Origin of the sequence: Paenibacillus aceti, from assembly GCF_003614185.1 — a bacterium.
In the GTDB taxonomy this organism is placed as follows: Bacteria; Bacillota; Bacilli; order Paenibacillales; family Paenibacillaceae; genus Fontibacillus; species Fontibacillus aceti.
In genome coordinates this window covers 4,357,482-4,375,611 of sequence record NZ_KZ987724.1, presented here as the reverse complement: position 1 = coordinate 4,375,611, position 18,130 = coordinate 4,357,482, and the positions used below count along the sequence as shown (strand labels likewise).

Annotated in this window: 16 protein-coding genes, 1 tRNA gene, 1 rRNA gene and 2 other annotated features; of the genes, 3 read left to right on the top strand and 15 right to left on the bottom strand. The window is 47.9% G+C overall.

The window, feature by feature from the left end; genetic code table 11:
• Window positions 1-131 precede the first annotated feature (131 nt).
• Complete coding sequence (gene motA, locus BFJ94_RS19690) at window positions 132-935, top strand: flagellar motor stator protein MotA (RefSeq protein WP_120464176.1); 804 nt, start codon at window positions 132-134, stop codon at window positions 933-935.
• Complete coding sequence (locus tag BFJ94_RS19685) at window positions 919-1,725, top strand: flagellar motor protein MotB (protein ID WP_120464175.1); 807 nt, start codon at window positions 919-921, stop codon at window positions 1,723-1,725. The genes motA and BFJ94_RS19685 overlap by 17 nt, the downstream gene beginning before the upstream one ends.
• A gap of 52 nt (window positions 1,726-1,777) precedes the next feature.
• On the opposite strand, the gene rluF is transcribed toward BFJ94_RS19685, so the two are convergent.
• Entirely contained in the window at window positions 1,778-2,479 is a 702-nt protein-coding gene (gene rluF / locus BFJ94_RS19680; protein ID WP_120464174.1) for a 23S rRNA pseudouridine(2604) synthase RluF, read from the bottom strand.
• Between the two features lie 18 nt (window positions 2,480-2,497).
• The gene (locus BFJ94_RS19675; RefSeq protein WP_120464173.1) at window positions 2,498-4,402 is read right to left on the bottom strand and encodes a PAS domain S-box protein; all 1,905 of its coding nucleotides are present in this window, start codon (window positions 4,400-4,402) and stop codon (window positions 2,498-2,500) included.
• Window positions 4,403-4,765: 363 nt separating this feature from the next.
• Here BFJ94_RS19675 and tadA point away from each other — a divergent pair, with 363 nt between their 5' ends.
• Complete coding sequence (tadA, locus tag BFJ94_RS19670) at window positions 4,766-5,257, top strand: tRNA adenosine(34) deaminase TadA (RefSeq protein WP_120464172.1); 492 nt, start codon at window positions 4,766-4,768, stop codon at window positions 5,255-5,257.
• 100 nt (window positions 5,258-5,357) lie between these two features.
• On the opposite strand, the gene BFJ94_RS19665 is transcribed toward tadA, so the two are convergent.
• The 13 genes from BFJ94_RS19665 to rrf form a co-directional block, all read right to left on the bottom strand.
• On the bottom strand, window positions 5,358-6,182 hold the full coding sequence (locus BFJ94_RS19665) for a YitT family protein (RefSeq protein WP_229717184.1): 825 nt from the start codon (window positions 6,180-6,182) through the stop codon (window positions 5,358-5,360).
• 231 nt (window positions 6,183-6,413) lie between these two features.
• The gene (locus BFJ94_RS19660) at window positions 6,414-6,572 is read right to left on the bottom strand and encodes a small acid-soluble spore protein P (protein ID WP_120464170.1); all 159 of its coding nucleotides are present in this window, start codon (window positions 6,570-6,572) and stop codon (window positions 6,414-6,416) included.
• Window positions 6,573-6,729: 157 nt separating this feature from the next.
• Window positions 6,730-6,818 (bottom strand) — tRNA-Ser (locus BFJ94_RS19655).
• A gap of 61 nt (window positions 6,819-6,879) precedes the next feature.
• Entirely contained in the window at window positions 6,880-8,163 is a 1,284-nt protein-coding gene (gene serS, locus BFJ94_RS19650; RefSeq protein WP_120464169.1) for a serine--tRNA ligase, read from the bottom strand.
• A 147-nt stretch (window positions 8,164-8,310) separates the two neighbouring features.
• Window positions 8,311-8,895 (bottom strand): pyridoxal 5'-phosphate synthase glutaminase subunit PdxT, encoded by a 585-nt coding sequence (gene pdxT / locus BFJ94_RS19645; protein ID WP_120464168.1) that lies wholly within the window; start codon window positions 8,893-8,895, stop codon window positions 8,311-8,313.
• An 81-nt stretch (window positions 8,896-8,976) separates the two neighbouring features.
• Window positions 8,977-9,858: a pyridoxal 5'-phosphate synthase lyase subunit PdxS gene (gene pdxS, locus BFJ94_RS19640; RefSeq protein ID WP_120464167.1), complete on the bottom strand. Its 882-nt coding sequence runs from the start codon at window positions 9,856-9,858 to the stop codon at window positions 8,977-8,979.
• An 89-nt stretch (window positions 9,859-9,947) separates the two neighbouring features.
• A complete protein-coding gene (locus BFJ94_RS19635) occupies window positions 9,948-11,384 on the bottom strand; it encodes a D-alanyl-D-alanine carboxypeptidase family protein (RefSeq protein ID WP_439116396.1) in 1,437 nt (478 codons plus the stop codon).
• Between the two features lie 126 nt (window positions 11,385-11,510).
• A complete protein-coding gene (gene guaB / locus BFJ94_RS19630; protein WP_120464166.1) occupies window positions 11,511-12,971 on the bottom strand; it encodes an IMP dehydrogenase in 1,461 nt (486 codons plus the stop codon).
• Window positions 12,972-13,344: 373 nt separating this feature from the next.
• The gene (clpP, locus tag BFJ94_RS19625; RefSeq protein WP_120464165.1) at window positions 13,345-13,935 is read right to left on the bottom strand and encodes an ATP-dependent Clp endopeptidase proteolytic subunit ClpP; all 591 of its coding nucleotides are present in this window, start codon (window positions 13,933-13,935) and stop codon (window positions 13,345-13,347) included.
• Window positions 13,936-14,060: 125 nt separating this feature from the next.
• Window positions 14,061-14,894, bottom strand: a complete 834-nt coding sequence (locus BFJ94_RS19620; RefSeq protein ID WP_120464164.1) for an RNA polymerase sigma factor — start codon at window positions 14,892-14,894, stop codon at window positions 14,061-14,063.
• A 169-nt stretch (window positions 14,895-15,063) separates the two neighbouring features.
• Window positions 15,064-15,762 carry a pentapeptide repeat-containing protein gene (locus tag BFJ94_RS19615; protein WP_120464163.1) on the bottom strand — a complete coding sequence of 233 codons (699 nt, stop codon included), beginning with the start codon at window positions 15,760-15,762 and terminating at the stop codon, window positions 15,064-15,066.
• A gap of 15 nt (window positions 15,763-15,777) precedes the next feature.
• Window positions 15,778-16,104 (bottom strand): PadR family transcriptional regulator, encoded by a 327-nt coding sequence (locus BFJ94_RS19610; protein ID WP_120464162.1) that lies wholly within the window; start codon window positions 16,102-16,104, stop codon window positions 15,778-15,780.
• Between the two features lie 434 nt (window positions 16,105-16,538).
• A 5S ribosomal RNA gene (rrf, locus tag BFJ94_RS19605) occupies window positions 16,539-16,655 on the bottom strand.
• A gap of 115 nt (window positions 16,656-16,770) precedes the next feature.
• Window positions 16,771-17,631: a sequence feature (23S ribosomal RNA rRNA prediction is too short), on the bottom strand.
• A 9-nt stretch (window positions 17,632-17,640) separates the two neighbouring features.
• Window positions 17,641-17,991, bottom strand: a sequence feature (23S ribosomal RNA rRNA prediction is too short).
• Between the last annotated feature and the right edge of the window lie 139 nt (window positions 17,992-18,130).

The following is an 18,130-nucleotide window of genomic DNA, read 5'->3' as shown; positions in this document are numbered from 1 at the left end:
AATCGCCCTTAAAAAAAAAGGGAAATCTGTCGATAAAAAAGATAAGCCATTTCCATAGAATCAGAAATGCCGATCTGCAAGGATGCGGGTGGCAGAATTATGGAATAATTATCTCAAGGACGAGGTGTGCAATGGAAATCTCAACGATTATTGGACTTATTCTTGGACTCGTAGCACTTATTTGGGGAATGATCCTTAAGGGCGCGCCGGTCGAAAGCTTGGTCTCTAACCCCGCGGCCTTTGTCATTATCTTCGTGGGGACAGCAGCGACCCTGTTCATGGCGTTCCCGCTAGCCGAGCTGAAGAAATTTCCGAAGCTGCTCAAAATGACGGTCGTGAAGCAAAAAATTATTACGAAGGGCGAGCTTATCGCCATGTTCACGGAATGGGCTACGATTACCCGTCGTGAAGGACTGCTCGCACTGGAAGCCAAAGTAGAAGAAATCAATGATGATTTCTTGCGTAACGGAATGCGGATGATCATTGACGGCAATGATCAGGAATTTGTACAGGATGTCCTGACCGAGGATATCGCCGCTACCGAAGAACGACATAAAGCAGGGGCTCAGATCTTCTCACAAGCCGGGATGTATGCTCCTACCCTCGGGGTACTCGGTGCCGTTGTCGGTCTGATTGCTGCATTGTCAGATATGAATGACGTCGATGTACTGTCCCATGCGATCTCAGGCGCATTTATCGCAACCGTGTTTGGTATATTCACCGGTTACGTATTATGGCATCCGATTGCCAATAAACTGAAACGCCTCTCGAAGAAGGAAATAGAGATCCGACTAATGATGGTAGAAGGCCTGTTGTCTATTCAATCCGGGGTATCTACGATCGCTATTCAACAAAAGCTTGCTGTATTCTTAACCCCTGCCGAACGCGGACAATTACTAGAAAAGGGGGCGGGTGAAGGTGCGCAAACGGAATAAACGAAATCAGGAGCATGAAGAGCATTCTGACGAGAGCTGGCTGCTCCCTTATTCTGACCTTATGACCCTTCTGCTGGCCATGTTCATCGTCCTGTTCGGAATGAGCTCAGTTAATGCAGAGAAGTTCAAGGCGGTCAGTGACGCCTTTACCAATGCGCTTGGCGGCAGTATATTTGAAGGCGGAACGGGTATTCTCGATGATGGGTCATTTAGTACCAGTGGCGCCAACAAGATGCCGAAGAATCCGGAAGATTTCAAAGCCAGTGTCGGCGAGCTCAAGCGCAGAGAGCAGGAGAATCTGGAAGGGCTCAAGAAGCAATTGGACACTTATATCAAACAGAACGGCTTGACGGATGATCTTGATACGAAGCTCAATCAGTCCCAGCTGATGATTACGATCAGTGACAAGGCATTATTCGCTTCCGGTGAAGCCGAAGTGCGACAGGATGCCAGGAAGCTGGCTGAAGCGATCTCCGCCATGCTGGAGGAATTCCCGGACTATGAGGTGATCGTCTCAGGTCATACGGACAATGTACCGATCTCGAATAAGGAGTTCCCTTCCAACTGGGATCTGAGCTCGGCCCGGGCATTGAACTTCATGAAGATATTGATGCAGAATACGCATCTGGATCCGAAGAAATTCAGTGCGATTGGATACGGTGAATATCATCCTGTATCCCCGAACGATACTTCATCTGGCAGAGCCCAGAATCGCCGTGTAGAAGTATCGATTATTCGAAAATATATCGATCCTGATCAGAAGCAAGCTGTTACTTCTGCTCATGAATAACAAATAAAGATGGAGCCAGATCATCTGATTCTGGACTCCATCTTTATTTTCATTAAAGCTTATAATTCAGCATTTTCCCCAGCTCTATCTTCTCCGCCTCAGTTAGATCACGCCAAGCCCCGACCTTCAATGACCCAAGCTGGATATTCATAATGCGAATCCGCTGCAGCTTCTTCACTTCATATCCGAGAGCGCTGCACATGCGGCGAATCTGCCGATTCTTGCCTTCAACAAGAATAATCCGGAACGTCCGATCGGAAATACGGGTAATCCGGCAAGGCAGTGTCATGGTGCCAAGAATCCGCACTCCTTCCCCCATCGCCTTTAGAAATGAGGGAGTAATCGGACGATTCACCGTCACAATATACTCTTTTTCATGCTTGCCTTCGGACCGCAATATTCTATTCACGATATCCCCATCGCTGGTCAGCAATATTAACCCTTCCGAGTCCTTATCCAGCCGTCCGATCGGAAAGATACGCTCCTCATGCCCGACAAAATCGACGATATTGCCCTTGATATGCTGCTCTGTTGTACTAGTAATGCCAACAGGCTTGTTAAGTGCAATATAAACCTGCTTGGACGGCTTCTCCTGCAGAGAAATCCCATTGATCCTGACATCGTCTCCCGGCTCCGCCTGGCTTCCCAGCACGGCCGTCTCCCCGTTAATCGTCACCTTGCCGGACTCAACCAGCTTGTCCGCTTCCCGTCTGGAGCAATATCCTGTCTCACTGATAAATTTATTGATCCTCACTATTGTATGGTCACCCCGTTATGCTATTTCTCCTGTAGTGGGCGTAGCCGCCTCTTCATGCGCTTCCGTAATCTGTGGAAGAGTGATTGTCACGATCGTTCCTTTGCCTAGTTCGCTATCAATCTCAAACATTCCCTTATGGCCTTCAATGATACGCTGACTGACCATAAGTCCGAGGCCTGTCCCTTTCTCTTTGCTTGTATAGAAGGGCTCTCCCAGCTTCTCTAGCCGTTCCTCCGATATTCCCTCTCCTTGGTCAATGACGCGAATGGCAACCTTATGATCCCCTTCCTCACTCACCTGAAGTATGATCTTGCCCCCTCCAGGCATCGCCTCCATCGCATTCTTCAAGACATTGATGAAGACCTGCTTCAATTGATTCTCTTCACAGTGTACCAGAAGTGGGGAAGAGGAGAAATGGTGTTCAAACTCAATATTATGTAAGTGCGCCTCACTATCCAGCAGCGAAATCACATCGCCAACAGTATAACGGACATCTCTTGTCTCGAACTGAACAGCCTGCGGCTTGGCCAGTATCAGAAATTCACTGACGATCATATTGATCCGTTCCAGCTCCGACAGCATAATATCGGTATGTGTCTCATTTACATTTCCCGTCCGCTGCTGCAATTGCAGAAATCCTCGTAGTGTCGTCAACGGATTGCGTATTTCATGCGCTACGCCCGCCGCCAGCTGTCCGACCGTCCGTAATTTCTCCGCACGCCGCAGTAGCTCTTCCATTTTATTATGCTCGGTCATATCCCTTGAAATGCTAATAATAGACACGATCTCCCCCTCCTCATCCAATATAGGTGACACGCTAACACTCACATTGATCAGTCTGCCATCCTTACATATACGGGTTGTCTCAACAAGGACGTAAGGCCGTCCCTCTTCCAGCTGCTTCAGCCACGCTGCCCTCTCCTCCTTGCAGGAGTCAGGTACGAAATCGAGCTCAGTGCCGGCAATTTCACTGCTCTCCCAACCATACAGCTTCTCGAATGCTTTATTTACCTCTAGTATCCTGCCGTTCAGGTCTGTTACATGAATCGCATCAGCCATCTGATTAATGATCGATTCGAGACGTTCTTTAATCACCTGGTTCTCTTCGTTCTTAAGCTTCAATTCCTCTGTATAATGTCCCAGATTATCCGCCATCATATTAATTTGCCGCGCCAATACACCGAGTTCATCCTTCCGTCCGAACGCAATTCTCATCTTGAAATCCCCGGATGAAAGCTGATTCACCTTCTTCAATATAACTTGAATTGGACGAATCAATTCCCCGGCTATAATATAACTAGCGAATACGACAATTTGCAGCAGTATAATGGAGATAAAGATCTCATTAATCACCTGCTTGGTAACCGCCGCAGAAATCGGCTCGTAGCTGGAAATGATCCGGATGACATAAGGAGGCTGATTATTAGGTTGAATCGGGATGAAGCTCTCCAACACCCGCTGTCCATCAATATAACTGTCCCGCAGCAGACTCGTCCCCTTCTCCGACACTTCCAAAACCGCTTCGAAGATATCCGAATCATTCATATACTCATACGAGCCAAATAGGAGGCTATGACGATCCCTGAACTCATCAGGGAAGAAACCAGTGATCTCCAACAGATCTTGATTTGCTCCCAGTGACTCGCGTACAATTCGTTCCGGACTTGTCATGTCCAGCATTCCGGCAAAGAAGCTTCCGTTCTGGTCCTCTCTGCCGATATTGCTTCTGCGCACATAATCATTCACGGAACGCGACTGTTCTACCGCCAAGGCAATTTGCTTAGCGATTAACATCATATTAGCTTCGCTATCCCGGCGCAGATTCTCACGAACAGACAGGAAACTAAGGATGATGTTAACCGTTAATATAGCTATAGCAAAAAGTGACATAACTATAGATAATTTAGATTTAATGGACAAAAATCTTCTCACCTCTTGGCATGACGTTGAGGTTAGTGTCGAAATCTGGCTACCATACTATTCTCATCATAACCGTATTGTAAGATTTTGCAAAGACGTTGAAATTCCTATTTCCTTTACCTACAATTAAGAAAAAATATCTAATTTCAACGGTTTTTACTTTCTCTTCATAAGAGTTATGAACAAGTTATCAACATATGCACAGCTCAAAAGTCTAATATGTGTATAAAAATGGGGATAAACCGCTACTTATGAACAGTGTTATCCACAACATGTTAACAACGAATATTTGTTCGTTGGACAAAACCTTAAATTACTGATTAGAATTCAGTAGAACATCTATGAAATGGAGCTGAACAAGCGATGTCAACACCTCACACTCACGAACCCCCTGCATCGAATTATCCTCATGAATACTGGATGCGTGAAGCGATAGCTGAGGCGCGCAAGGCCGAAGCCATTGGAGAAGTACCCATCGGCGCAATTATTGTTCGTGGGGATGAAATTGTAGGTCGAGGATACAATTTGCGGGAAAGCTCACGAGACGGAACAGCCCATGCTGAGATGATCGCCATCCGGGCGGCCAGCGAATCTATCGATGCCTGGCGACTCTTGCACTGTCGGCTGTATGTAACGCTGGAGCCCTGTCCCATGTGTGCTGGTGCGATCGTACAATGCCGGGTGCCCCATGTGATCTATGGAGCCGCCGATCCCAAGGCAGGCTGTGGCGGGACCTTGATGAATCTGCTCCAGGAGCCTAGATTCAATCACCGCACAGAATTAACAGCCGGCATACTCGAAGAGGAATGCGCCGACTTGCTTAAGCAATTCTTCAAGAAGCTGCGGCATAAATGATTTTATACAGACAGGCTGGCTCGGATCAAATTCCGGCCAGCCTATCTGAACATATAATTAACCAACGTGGCCGGACCGAGTTGTTAACCCATCTTAGCCATTAATGAATGGCTTTCTTCTTAAAGCGTCCGCCTTTTACGTCATGGATATTTCCTACAGCCAAAAAAGCATTCTCATCGTAATGATTCACGATTTCCTTAAGCTTCGCTTCTTCCAAGCGAGTAATTACACAGAATATAACCCGTTTCGGATCTCCTGAAAATCCGCCTTCCCCAGACAAATAAGTAACGCCCCGGCCTAAGCGGTTCAAGATCGCCTCTCCGATCTCATCGATCTGATCACTAATAATCCAGACGGACTTCGATTCATTCAGACCGTCCACCACGATATCAATCGATTTGTAAGCAATATAATAAGCTAACAAAGAGAATAGTGCACTTTCCCATCGAAATACAAAGCCTGCACTCAGCAGGATGAAGAAATTGAAAAACATAATAATCTCGCCGACTGAAAATGGCGTCTTGCGCGAAATTAATATAGCGACAATTTCCGTTCCATCTAATGATCCCCCAAAGCGGATCACGATACCTGTCCCCAAACCGAGCAAAATGCCGCCGAATACAAACGCAAGCAGCGTATCACTTACAAAAGGCGCTACAGGATGAAGTAAGGTGGTGCCAAGCGACATGACTGATATGCCGAGTAAAGTAGAAAACGCAAACGTCTTACCGATCTGCTTATAGCCAACTATAAGAAACGGGAGATTAAATAGAAACAGGAATACACCTAGCGGTATTTTAAATAAATGAGAGGACATCACAGAAATACCGGTTATTCCGCCATCGGTAATCTTATTCGGAACCAAGAATAGCTCCAGCGCTACCGAGACGATAATGGCACCTATGATAATGAAGACGGATCTCATTAGAATATTGCCCACCGATCTCTGCTTATGCTGCCTTATCGACTGAGATTCCGCCTTCTCAGAGATCGCATCGAGGTTTAGAGAGTTCAAACGCATCACATTCCTTTCTAATTTCACAGGGTCAAAAGCCTATTTATATTATGACATTTTCTTTGTCTCATGTCTTGCATATTTCAAATGGAGAACAAAAAAACCGGCAAAAAATTGCCGGTTTTTTTGGGGTCATCCTCGTTATCCCTGTGGATTATGATGGCTGACATGGTTGCGGTTCTTCACCTTCTTGGAGCCGGAGAGCGGCTCTGGACCATCATGCTCCCTCTCTTCTATACGACGACGCTCATTCTGCTCCGTCTGCGTCCCTGGGGTCGTGTATCCTTTAGGCTTGGTCATAGGTCTAGCTCCTCCAGTTATCTTGATATTATGCCTCTCCTGTAACTTGTGAAGAAACGGGCCTCTTTATACAACAAAATGAGGACCCTTCGATCCTCATCGTCATGTATTTCCGTATATATAACCTTGTAATCACCAAGGTCAACTGTCATTAGTATGGCGGAGAGGGTGGGATTCGAACCCACGTGAGCTTGCACTCTAACGGTTTTCAAGACCGCCCCGTTATGACCGCTTCGGTACCTCTCCAAGTATGAATCTGATTCGCGTAACAAATCAGATTCTAACATAAATTTAGAGCTTGATCAAGCTATTTTTTGTTGGTTATTCTCTCCACGCCGCCCATGTACGGACGAAGCACTTCCGGAATCACGACACTGCCATCCGCTTGCTGATAATTCTCCAGAATAGCCGCTACTGTGCGTCCTACAGCCAATCCAGAGCCATTCAGGGTGTGGGCGAATTCCGGCTTCGCCTTCGGTTCAGGACGGAAACGGATGTTAGCCCGGCGCGCCTGGAAGTCCTCTACGTTCGAGCAGGAGGAAATCTCACGGTACATATTGCTCTGTGGCAGCCATACCTCAAGATCATAGGTCTTGGCAGCAGTGAAGCCAAGATCCGCCGTACAGAGGGCCAGGACGCGATATGGCAGGTTAAGCAGCTGCAGCACACGCTCTGCATTCGCTGTCATCTGCTCCAGCTCGTCATAAGATGTCTCTGGATGAACGACCTTGATCATCTCAACCTTGTTGAATTGATGCTGGCGGATCAAGCCGCGCGTATCCCGACCAGCTGCGCCCGCTTCGGAGCGGAAGCATGCGCTGTACGCGATATATTTCTTAGGCAGATCCTCTCCATTCAAGATCTCTTCACGATGGTAATTCGTAACCGGAACCTCTGCCGTCGGAATCAAATAATAACCCTCTGCGGTCAGCTTGAACACATCCTCTTCAAACTTCGGCAGCTGTCCTGTACCAAACAGGCTATCGCGATTCACGATATATGGAGGTAGCATCTCCACATAGCCATGCTCATTACTGTGCAGATCCATCATGAAGTTGATTAGAGCACGCTCTAACCGGGCTCCAAGTCCTTTGTAGAAGGTAAAGCGCGAACCTGTTACCTTCGCACCGGCTTCGAAATCCAGAATATCGAGATCCGTAGCGATATCCCAATGCGGCTTCGGTTCAAAGTCAAATGCACGAGGCTCGCTCCAGCGGCGCACCTCCACATTATCATCCTCAGATGCCCCGATCGGAACGCTTTCATGAGGAATGTTAGGAATGCTCATCATCAAGTTATCGATCTTCTCTTCAAGCTCACGAATTTCTTCATCCAGAGCCTTGATCCGATCTCCAACCTCACGCATTTCCGCGATCAGCTCGTCCGCATCCTCTTTATTCTTCTTCCGCTTTGCAACCTCTGCCGACACGGTGTTACGACGGTTCTTCAAGGATTCACTCTCTTGCAGCAATTCCCGACGCTTCTCATCGAGCGGTAAAAATCCCGCAATCATATCCAGGGATTTGCCCCGGTTCTGAAGTGCTTGTTCGACACGAGCGTAGTCATTTCTCAAAATTTTAACATCTAACATGGATAGTCCCTCCTAGAATCATCCCGTAGCAGCCGTGCCGATTTATTAGCTGAACAATACACGCCGGGATCGCTTAAAAGACAAGAATCGATCAAAAAAACAACCTTAACCCTTGGAAGGAGTCAAGGCGTCTTTACTATCAGAGCATTATTGTACGGCCGCCTGGGTAGTCTTAATCATCTCTGTAAAATAAGTGTGCAGGGAATAATCATCCGTCAATTCCGGATGGAAGGAAGAAACGAGCAGATTTCCTTGCCGGGCTGCTACAATTTCATCATTGTAGGTCGACAGAATATCTACATTTTCTCCCACTTCGGTAATTAAGGGTGCGCGAATAAATACCGCTCGAAGTGGCTCTTGAAGTCCCTTAACATCAAGATCCGTCTCGAAGCTCTCACGCTGGCGTCCAAAGGCATTGCGGGAGACCTTCATATCCATCAACCCGAGATGCGCTTCTTCTTCGCCTTCAATTTCTTTGGCCATTACGATCAGTCCGGCACAAGTGCCAAATACCGGCTTACCTTGCGCCGAGAACGCCCGAATAGCTTCAATAAATCCATACTTGCGCATCAATTTACCGATTGTCGTACTCTCGCCGCCTGGAATAATTAATCCATCCAGTTCTTCAAGCTGCTCAGAGTGCTTAACAGCAACACCTTCTGCTCCCGCGAGCTCAATGCTGCGAATATGCTCCGATACAGCACCTTGTAGTGCCAATACTCCTACCTTCATGGCCAAACCTTCTTTCTCTATACAACTATCGACTATAGACGCGATTCTTGATGAGAACCGCGTCTATCCTCTTCTTGCATCTTACCAGCCGCGATCAGACATACGCTCAGCGGCGGATAATTTCGAGATTTCAATCCCCTTCATTGGCGTACCCAAATTTTTGGATACTTCAGCGATCAATTTGTAATCCGTGTAATGGGTAGTCGCTTCTACAATCGCACGGGCAAATTTCTCAGGATTCTCCGATTTGAAGATCCCGGAGCCGACGAACACACCATCTGCCCCAAGATGCATCATGAGAGCAGCATCCGCAGGAGTGGCCACTCCACCAGCCGCGAAGTTAACAACCGGAAGCTTGCCAGCTTCATGAACCTCAAGCAACAGGTCATAAGCTACTCCCAGATTCTTGGCTTCAGCATACAGCTCGTCCTTAGACATGTTCTGTACTTTGCGGATTTGGCTGTTGATCAGACGCATATGACGAACGGCTTCGACAATGTTACCAGTACCTGGTTCGCCCTTCGTACGGATCATCGATGCGCCTTCACTGATCCGGCGCAGCGCTTCACCCAAATCCTTCGCTCCGCACACAAATGGAACGGTGAAATCACGCTTGTCGATATGGAATACTTCATCTGCCGGAGTAAGAACTTCACTCTCATCCAGATAGTCTACCCCAAGTGACTCTAAAACTTTAGCCTCGACATAATGACCGATCCGAGCCTTGGCCATCACGGGAATAGATACGACCTTCATAACTTCTTCAACAATGGTCGGATCAGCCATACGGGCAACGCCGCCGGCTGCACGAATATCGGAAGGAACCCGCTCCAAAGCCATAACGGCAGTTGCGCCAGCTGCTTCAGCAACCTTGGCTTGCTCAGCGTTCATGACGTCCATGATGACGCCGCCCTTTTGCATCTCAGCCATACCTCTTTTAACTCTCGATGTTCCAGTCTCCATAATTCACGCCTCCCGATAATAATCTAACTTGTTATTTTACATCAGTCGCCATAAATATACAACCCATTTACTCGGAATTCATTCCTATTTTAAAATAAATTCTTGATCCCATTAAATAAATCGCTGAAGAAATCACCTATAGCACGCATGAACAACTTGAACCAGTTCGCCTTCTCTGCATCCTGTGCCGTAACCAGATCAACGGTCTTCTCCAGCGTCTGATTCATGCCATCCGGTTTCAGACTGTAAGTAACGGAGCCTACCTTCGTCCCCTTAGGAAGTGGGGCTTTAAGCGAAGCGCTCTCCGGCGTCATTGTCACCTTCGCCTCAACCTTGCTAGCATCTGTTCCCTTCGGAACAACGAAGGCAACCTCTTGGCTGCTGATCAGCGGAACTTCGGTGTTCTTGGCTTTCTTCACCGTAATCGTCTCTGATCCAGTGACCGTCGCATTAGGAGCGACAATTTGCTTCGTCTCAAAGTTATCAAAGCCATAATCCAGCACCTTGCGCGTCTCTACGAAGCGGGCTTTGTCGGTGGCGGTACCCATGACGACACTAATCAAGCGGCGTCCGTCACGGATAGCGGTACCTGTGAAACAGTTACCCGCATTTTGCGTGTGCCCCGTCTTCAGACCATCCAAGCCTTCATAGGCATATTTCTTGAAGTTCGTAACATTCTTATTCGCTTCAAGCATCCAATTCAGATTGACAATCGGTGTCTTATCACGCTCCCTAAATTGGAAGGTTTGCAATGAAGTGAATTCATTAAAATCAGGATGATCCGTCACGATATATCTAGCCAGAATGGCCGCATCCTTCGCCGACATCACCGTCTCCTGATCGCCAGGTGTCCGGAATTCTTCCGGCATATCCTTGATATCAAGGCCTGTGGAATTGGCGAAATGTGCAGTTGTCATGCCCATACGCTGAGCCTCATCATTCATTAATTGTACGAACTCCTGCTCAGATCCAGCGACATATTCTGCCAGAGCTACCGTTGCATCATTGGCCGAACCAATCGCCATCGCTGCATATAACTCTTTTACAGTATGTTTATCCCCTTCGGCCAGAAAAATTCTCGAGCCTTTGGTTAAAGAAGCATTCTTCTTCGTTTCTACGACATCATCCCAGCTAATCTTGCCCTGCTTCACATACTCCGCCACGATATATTCAGACATCATCTTCGTCATACTAGCTGGCGGAAGCGCCTCGTCTCCATTTACATTAAGCAGAATTTGACCTGTCGCAGCATCCATCAGGATCGCTGAGTCTACTTTCAAGTCGAGAGATTCCACAGATGGCAGTGCAGACGCCTTTGCAGGAGCCGTAGATTTCGTCGTAGCAGAATCCTTCTGCGTTGTTTGCTGTGTTTGTGTCTGTCCGCCCTCAGCCAGCGCCATCGCTGGAACTAGAGAGAAGCACAACATATTTAAAACTAATATAGAAGCAGCACTTTTACGAATAAAATGCGGTTTCACAGGTTGTTTGGAAGTCGAAATTGCACGTTGTTTTCTTTTCAGTTTCAATGTCCCTTAAGCTCCCCTCATCATCTCGATTATTGCTTAATCTATTCTATCACAGGGTACCCCGCAAAAAAAGACAGGCCCAGCGATTTCCGCCAAGCCTGCCTATAATCGGGTATTTCCGGTCTATTAGCTAATGGAATAGTTAGGTGCTTCCTTCGTAATTTGGATGTCGTGTGGGTGACTCTCACGAAGTCCTGCGCCTGTGATCCGTACGAATTCCGTATCGTTACGAAGCTCTTCCAGATTCTTGACACCGCAGTAGCCCATCCCTGAACGAAGACCGCCGATCAATTGATGGATTGTATCCGCAAGCGGCCCCTTATAAGCTACACGGCCCTCGATTCCTTCCGGTACCAGCTTCTTGTCGTCATCCTGGAAGTAACGGTCCTTGCTGCCTTGCTTCATCGCAGCCAAAGAACCCATGCCTCTGTACACTTTGTAACGGCGTCCTTGGTAAATCTCAGAGTCGCCAGGGCTCTCTTCTGTACCTGCGAACATGCTGCCCAGCATCACGGCATGTCCACCTGCAGCAAGCGCCTTGGTGATCTCACCAGAGTATTTGATACCGCCATCGGCAATGATCGGAATACCATACTCACGAGCCACTGTCGCACAGTCATAGATCGCTGTAATTTGCGGTACACCGATTCCGGCAATGACCCGGGTCGTACAGATGGAACCTGGTCCGATTCCGACCTTAACGACAGAAGCGCCTGCTTCGATCAAGGCACGGGTCGCTTCACCGGTAGCCACATTCCCAGCGATGATGGTCAGCTCTGGATATTCCTTGCGGAGGGAAGCCACCGCTTCGAGGATGTTAATGTGATGACCATGTGCAGAGTCGAGCACGATCGCATCAACACCGGCATTAACCAATGCTTCCGTCCGTTCGAACATATCTTTGGAAATCCCTACAGCCGCGCCTACTAGCAATCTGCCTTGAGAATCCTTCGCTGCATTCGGAAATTGGATAGCTTTCTCGATATCTTTAATAGTAATAAGACCTTTAAGAACATTATTGTCATCGACCAATGGAAGCTTCTCAATCTTATGCTTCTGCAGAGTAACCTCTGCCTCTTGGAGGGTCGTGCCGACAGGTGCGGTAACCAGGTTCTCGTGGGTCATGACTTCACTAATTTTAATGCTATAGTCATGCACGAAGCGCAAGTCACGGTTCGTTAAAATCCCAACAAGCTTATGCTCTTCATCCACAATCGGTACACCGGAAATTCGGAACTTACTCATCACAGCCTCTGCATCGGAGACAAGATGGCCAGCTGTCAGCGAGAACGGGTTCGTAATAACACCACTTTCCGAACGTTTCACCCGATCTACTTCCTCTGCCTGCTGCTCCACCGGCATATTTTTATGAATAATACCAATACCACCTTCGCGTGCGATCGCAATTGCCAGAGCCGATTCAGTGACCGTATCCATGCCTGCACTGATCAAAGGCACGTTCAACTTCACCTTATCGCTAAGTCTTGCCGACACATCCACTTCCTTAGGCAATGTTTCCGACTTGCGAGGGATTAGTAGTACGTCATCAAATGTTAAGCCTTCCTTGTTAAATTTACTCTCCCACACCTTGAAATTTCCTCCTTTAGTTTGAGCTACCATTCGACGGATTCCCTTATAAATCAAGGCCAATTCGTACTTACGAAAATATATTAATTGCAATCTTAGCAAAGCGCCTATAGGCTGTCAAGAAAATGTATCAGGAATAAGGCTTAGGCTACCCAGTAAATACGCATGTCCACGAGCAGTGCACAGAATCGTTAAATTTGAACATTTTATGATCATAATACTGCCCTAAACCTTCCAATTTGATTCTGCATTAGAGAACCTTTCCGCACAATAACTCCAAAATTAGAGATATCGATGTTTAAACTAAAAAAGGGCGTCTTCAAGTCAGAATCCGACTTTTAAGACAGCCCCTCTTTGAGGATGTTGCGCTTTTTTATTTCTGCGGTGCTTGAATAATATCGTCTATAATCCCGTAGCTTTTCGCTTCCTCTGCGGTCATGAAGAAGTCACGGTCCATATCCTTCTCGATCCGCTCCAGCGGCTGTCCGGTATGCTCTGCTGCGATTTGATTGAGCCGACTACGAATGTTAATAATCCGCTTAGCACTGATCGCTATGTCGCTGGCCTGGCCCTGTACGCCTCCATGAGGCTGATGAATCATGACCTCGCTGTTCGGAAGCGCGAACCTCTTTCCTTTGGTTCCGGCTAACAGTAGTATGGCTGCATAAGAAGCTGCCATTCCCGAGCAAATCGTCTGCACATCCGGCTTCACATACTGCATCGTATCATAGATGGCGAAGCCCGCCGAAGTCGATCCGCCAGGACTATTTATATAGAAATAGATGTCCTTCTCCGAGTCCTCTGCCGCCAGAAATAGCAATTGTGCCACAATACTATTCGCTACTGTATCATTAATCTCCGAGCCCAGGAAAATGATCCGATCCTTAAGCAGCCTGGAGTAAATATCATACGACCGCTCGCCATGAGCTGTCTGGTCTATGACATAGGGGATTACTGTACTCATGTTAAATGACCTCCTTTATTATTCCGCGGAATCCTCTCGAGGGGAGAGGTGATGCCTGCATGACTCGCACTGTAGTCGACCGCCTTCATATGGCGAAACACCGCGCACTGAAACTCCAGCAATATTTACGCCACCATGCTGCACATAAAGTCATAATGGCTCAGCAATCCGGTCGCCTTCATCTCAGCAGAGTTCGCCTGGCTAGAATTCTCATTATGCACATATTGAATAGCCGGAAGAACGTCATGGCTCCCTTCATTCATCAGCTGGAGCAAGGCGAGCGCATCCTGTTCACTGAAGGCCTTGATATAGGCATAGACAGTGCTCTCATCCACCTGTAAGGCAGGATAGGGACGGTGCGGTCCCTTTGTTGGTCCCTTTGGATCATCTTGGCTCACAGGGGTCACTAGGGGCTTCAGCGCTCTTAATTTAACACGGGAACGATGCAGCAGAGCTTTTACTGCGCCTTCTGTCATATTCAGCATCCCCGATACCTCTCTGGATGTGAACTTGAGACCGTCAATCAATAAGAAGACCGTTCTCTGCTCCGGGGTGAATCCCTGGATCAAGCGCTCCATGATGTGATGAAGAGCAGAATGATCATAAGGCGGCTGGTACGAGTCTTCTCGCGGATAGCCATTCATTTGCATTTGTTCCGGCTCCATCGGCATCGAGACCATATCCAATCGTTTTCTTCGCCCTTGGTCAATCCAAGCATTTCGAGCCGTGCGGTATAGAAAAGCCCGCGATATATCGGTCTGTTGTGCCGCTGATCTTACCTGCACATATGCCCATACCTTCATCCAGGTCTCCTGAGCAAGATCATCCCCTTCCCAGACCGAGCCGGTCAGAGAACGGCAGTATTTCTGCAGTGCCTGTTGATGCTCCTGTATCCACTCGGGAAAGGCTTCCTTAGCCTCAACCTTCTGATCCCGTTCCATCGCAATTCCTCGACGCACTCGCTCCACACCTTCCTCACCGTTTGATGATCTTTCAGGACCTATCTTGCTCGATTACAGAGCCTACATAGTAATAAACGAAAAAATCACCGCATTCGATACGGTGATGTAAAATTTATGATGAAATCTTCTGCTTAGATTTTATCGTATAAACTGTGAATGTCAATTTTTAACGTACTGTCACATTGGAGAGATCTGCTTTGCTGCCTTTCAAAAGAGCATATGTGAGCTTATCCATAATCGCCCCCGTAAAATCAGTATGCTTCAGCTGGCATTGAAAAGTAACCTGATGAAAGGTAGCTCCACGGAAAGAGGTACGCTTCATAGAGCAGTATTGGAAGACAGTCCCCTTGAGCACCTGATAATCGAAGTTTGCATGATTCAGATCGCTGTTGCGGAACTCGGTCTTATCCAGGATACTTTCGCGGAAGTCAGCACTCTTCAAGCTTGTGCCTTTAAATAGCGCACCGCTTAAATTCGCGCCAACAAAGTTGGCTTCCTGACAATCACTTGATTTAAAAGAGCTGTTCACTAAGTTAGATCCGCTAAAGTCAGCCTTTCGCAGATTGCTGCTGTTGAACTTCCCATCCAGTACAGCCACATCCTTGAAATCTCCCTGTGCGAGATTCTTCATGGAGAAATCCATATGCACAAGCGGCGGCGCCGATCCATCTAATATTTCTTGAATATCGCCGATTGATGCGATCGTCTTCTGAAAAGCTGTTAGATCATCCAGCCCCTGCGACTTCAAATCAGAATATTTCTCTTGCAAGTTGACGAAGAGCTCTTCCTTCAGTTCTCCCACCATCTCCCTATTGGCATAAGGAGTAAACAATGTATTCAAATGATCACGCAGTTGTTGATCCATTTCCAATCATCCTTTCTATATCAATCGATCAATAATTGACTTCGCATATTCCCAATTATGCTTGTTCTCTGTATAGATCTGTATGCCTCGATCAGTAATATGGTAATACTTCCTCCGTCCGCCTTGAGAGCCTTCTCCCCAGTATGAAGTAATCGCCCCGTCCTGCTCTAATCGCTTCAGACTGGAGTACATCGTCGCTTCCTTCAGTTCATATTGCTCATTGGAATTCTTAAAAATCAGCTTCGTTATTTCATACCCATATTTATCCCCGCTTAAGAGCAAGTTAAGTATGATCGTATCCGTGTGTCCGCGAAGCAAATCCGACGTCATTTTCTCACTCATGTAAGGATCACCTCCTCAGATACAATATATATCACATTACTATGACAGTCAAGGTATTATGTGCAGAATAGTATCTGTCTCACAAAAAAGGCCGCTTAAAGCTAAGGATCTTTATTGTGATATGCGAACCAAGATCCTCCGTCGATTCACTTTCTCCGAGAGTAAGCACGTTTGGGCAAAGTTAAGATTGGAGATTGGGGAATTCCTGCATTTTTGCAGGCTTTTAGAGGATACAGCCGGGGATTTGACTCTAACGAAACAACAGACCGCTATTTACTCCAAAAAAAGGCTAATTCCGTTCTAGTCGCAGCTTTATCGCTACTTGAGCTACATCTGGACTTCAAGCTACTATAGGGGCCAGAATAACGTTACTCGTTTCTGTTACGAGACAACCAAAAAGAACCACCACCGGATTATCGGCAGTGGCTCTTGTCGCTTGGCAGCTTCCTACTCTCCCAGGACCCTTCGGTCCAAGTACCATCGGCGCTAGAGGGCTTAACGGTCGTGTTCGGGATGGGTACGTGTGGAACCCCTCCGCTATCGCCACCAAACGGGATTTTGTGCTGGCTATGAATCACAGCTCGCTTCAAAATCATTCAGATGTTTGATCACCTGAAAACTGGATACGAAACTTCATTTGCATTTAGATGTTTTTTGGATAAGCCCTCGACCGATTAGTACCTGTCAGCTCCATACATTGCTGCACTTCCACCTCAGGCCTATCAACCTCGTCGTCTTCAAGGGGTCTTACTAGTTGGGAAATCTCATCTTGAGGGGGGCTTCACGCTTAGATGCTTTCAGCGCTTATCCCTTCCGCACTTAGCTACCCAGCTATGCTCCTGGCGGAACAACTGGTGCACCAGCGGTGCGTCCATCCCGGTCCTCTCGTACTAAGGACAGCTCCTCTCAAATTTCCTACGCCCACGACAGATAGGGACCGAACTGTCTCACGACGTTCTGAACCCAGCTCGCGTACCGCTTTAATGGGCGAACAGCCCAACCCTTGGGACCTACTTCAGCCCCAGGATGCGATGAGCCGACATCGAGGTGCCAAACCTCCCCGTCGATGTGGACTCTTGGGGGAGATAAGCCTGTTATCCCCAGGGTAGCTTTTATCCGTTGAGCGATGGCCCTTCCATGCGGTACCACCGGATCACTAAGCCCGACTTTCGTCCCTGCTCGACTTGTCAGTCTCGCAGTCAAGCTCCCTTTTGCCTTTGCACTCTGCGAATGATTTCCAACCATTCTGAGGGAACCTTGGGGCGCCTCCGTTACTCTTTAGGAGGCGACCGCCCCAGTCAAACTGCCCGCCTGACACTGTCCCCGTACCGGGTCACGGTACTAGGTTAGAACTCCGACACGATCAGGGTGGTATCCCAACGGCGCCTCCACCGAAGCTGGCGCTCCGGCTTCCTAGGCTCCCACCTATCCTGTACAAATCGTATCAAAGTCCAATATCAAGCTGCAGTAAAGCTCCATGGGGTCTTTCCGTCTTGTCGCGGGTAACCTGCATCTTCACAGGTATTAAAATTTCACCGGATCTCTCGTTGAGACAGCGCCCAAGTCGTTACGCCATTCGTGCGGGTCAGAATTTACCTGACAAGGAATTTCGCTACCTTAGGACCGTTATAGTTACGGCCGCCGTTTACTGGGGCTTCGGTTCATAGCTTCGGGTTACCCCTAACCACTCCCCTTAACCTTCCAGCACCGGGCAGGCGTCAGCCCGTATACTTCGCCTTGCGGCTTCGCACAGACCTGTGTTTTTGCTAAACAGTCGCTTGGGCCTTTTCACTGCGGCCCCCTCGTGCTATTCACACTACCGGGGCACCCCTTCTCCCGAAGTTACGGGGTCATTTTGCCGAGTTCCTTAACGAGAGTTCTTCCGCGCGCCTTAGAATTCTCTTCTCGCCTACCTGTGTCGGTTTGCGGTACGGGCACCTTCACCTGGCTAGAGGCTTTTCTTGGCAGTGTGAGATCATGACCTTCGGTACTGTAAATTTTCCCTCCCCATCACAGCCCAGCCTTA

What these genes read in the sequence shown, in the direction of transcription:
- BFJ94_RS19660 (WP_120464170.1), bottom strand. Translation starts at nt 6,572, where the DNA reads ATGACCAAGCCTAAAGGATACACGACCCCAGGGACGCAGACGGAGCAG.
- pdxT (WP_120464168.1), bottom strand. Translation starts at nt 8,895, where the DNA reads ATGAAGGTAGGAGTATTGGCACTACAAGGTGCTGTATCGGAGCATATT.
- tadA (WP_120464172.1), top strand. Translation starts at nt 4,766, where the DNA reads ATGTCAACACCTCACACTCACGAACCCCCTGCATCGAATTATCCTCAT.
- BFJ94_RS19665 (WP_229717184.1), bottom strand. Translation starts at nt 6,182, where the DNA reads ATGAGATCCGTCTTCATTATCATAGGTGCCATTATCGTCTCGGTAGCG.
- BFJ94_RS19610 (WP_120464162.1), bottom strand. Translation starts at nt 16,104, where the DNA reads ATGAGTGAGAAAATGACGTCGGATTTGCTTCGCGGACACACGGATACG.
- pdxS (WP_120464167.1), bottom strand. Translation starts at nt 9,858, where the DNA reads ATGGAGACTGGAACATCGAGAGTTAAAAGAGGTATGGCTGAGATGCAA.
- serS (WP_120464169.1), bottom strand. Translation starts at nt 8,163, where the DNA reads ATGTTAGATGTTAAAATTTTGAGAAATGACTACGCTCGTGTCGAACAA.
- clpP (WP_120464165.1), bottom strand. Translation starts at nt 13,935, where the DNA reads ATGAGTACAGTAATCCCCTATGTCATAGACCAGACAGCTCATGGCGAG.
- motA (WP_120464176.1), top strand. Translation starts at nt 132, where the DNA reads ATGGAAATCTCAACGATTATTGGACTTATTCTTGGACTCGTAGCACTT.
- BFJ94_RS19615 (WP_120464163.1), bottom strand. Translation starts at nt 15,762, where the DNA reads ATGGATCAACAACTGCGTGATCATTTGAATACATTGTTTACTCCTTAT.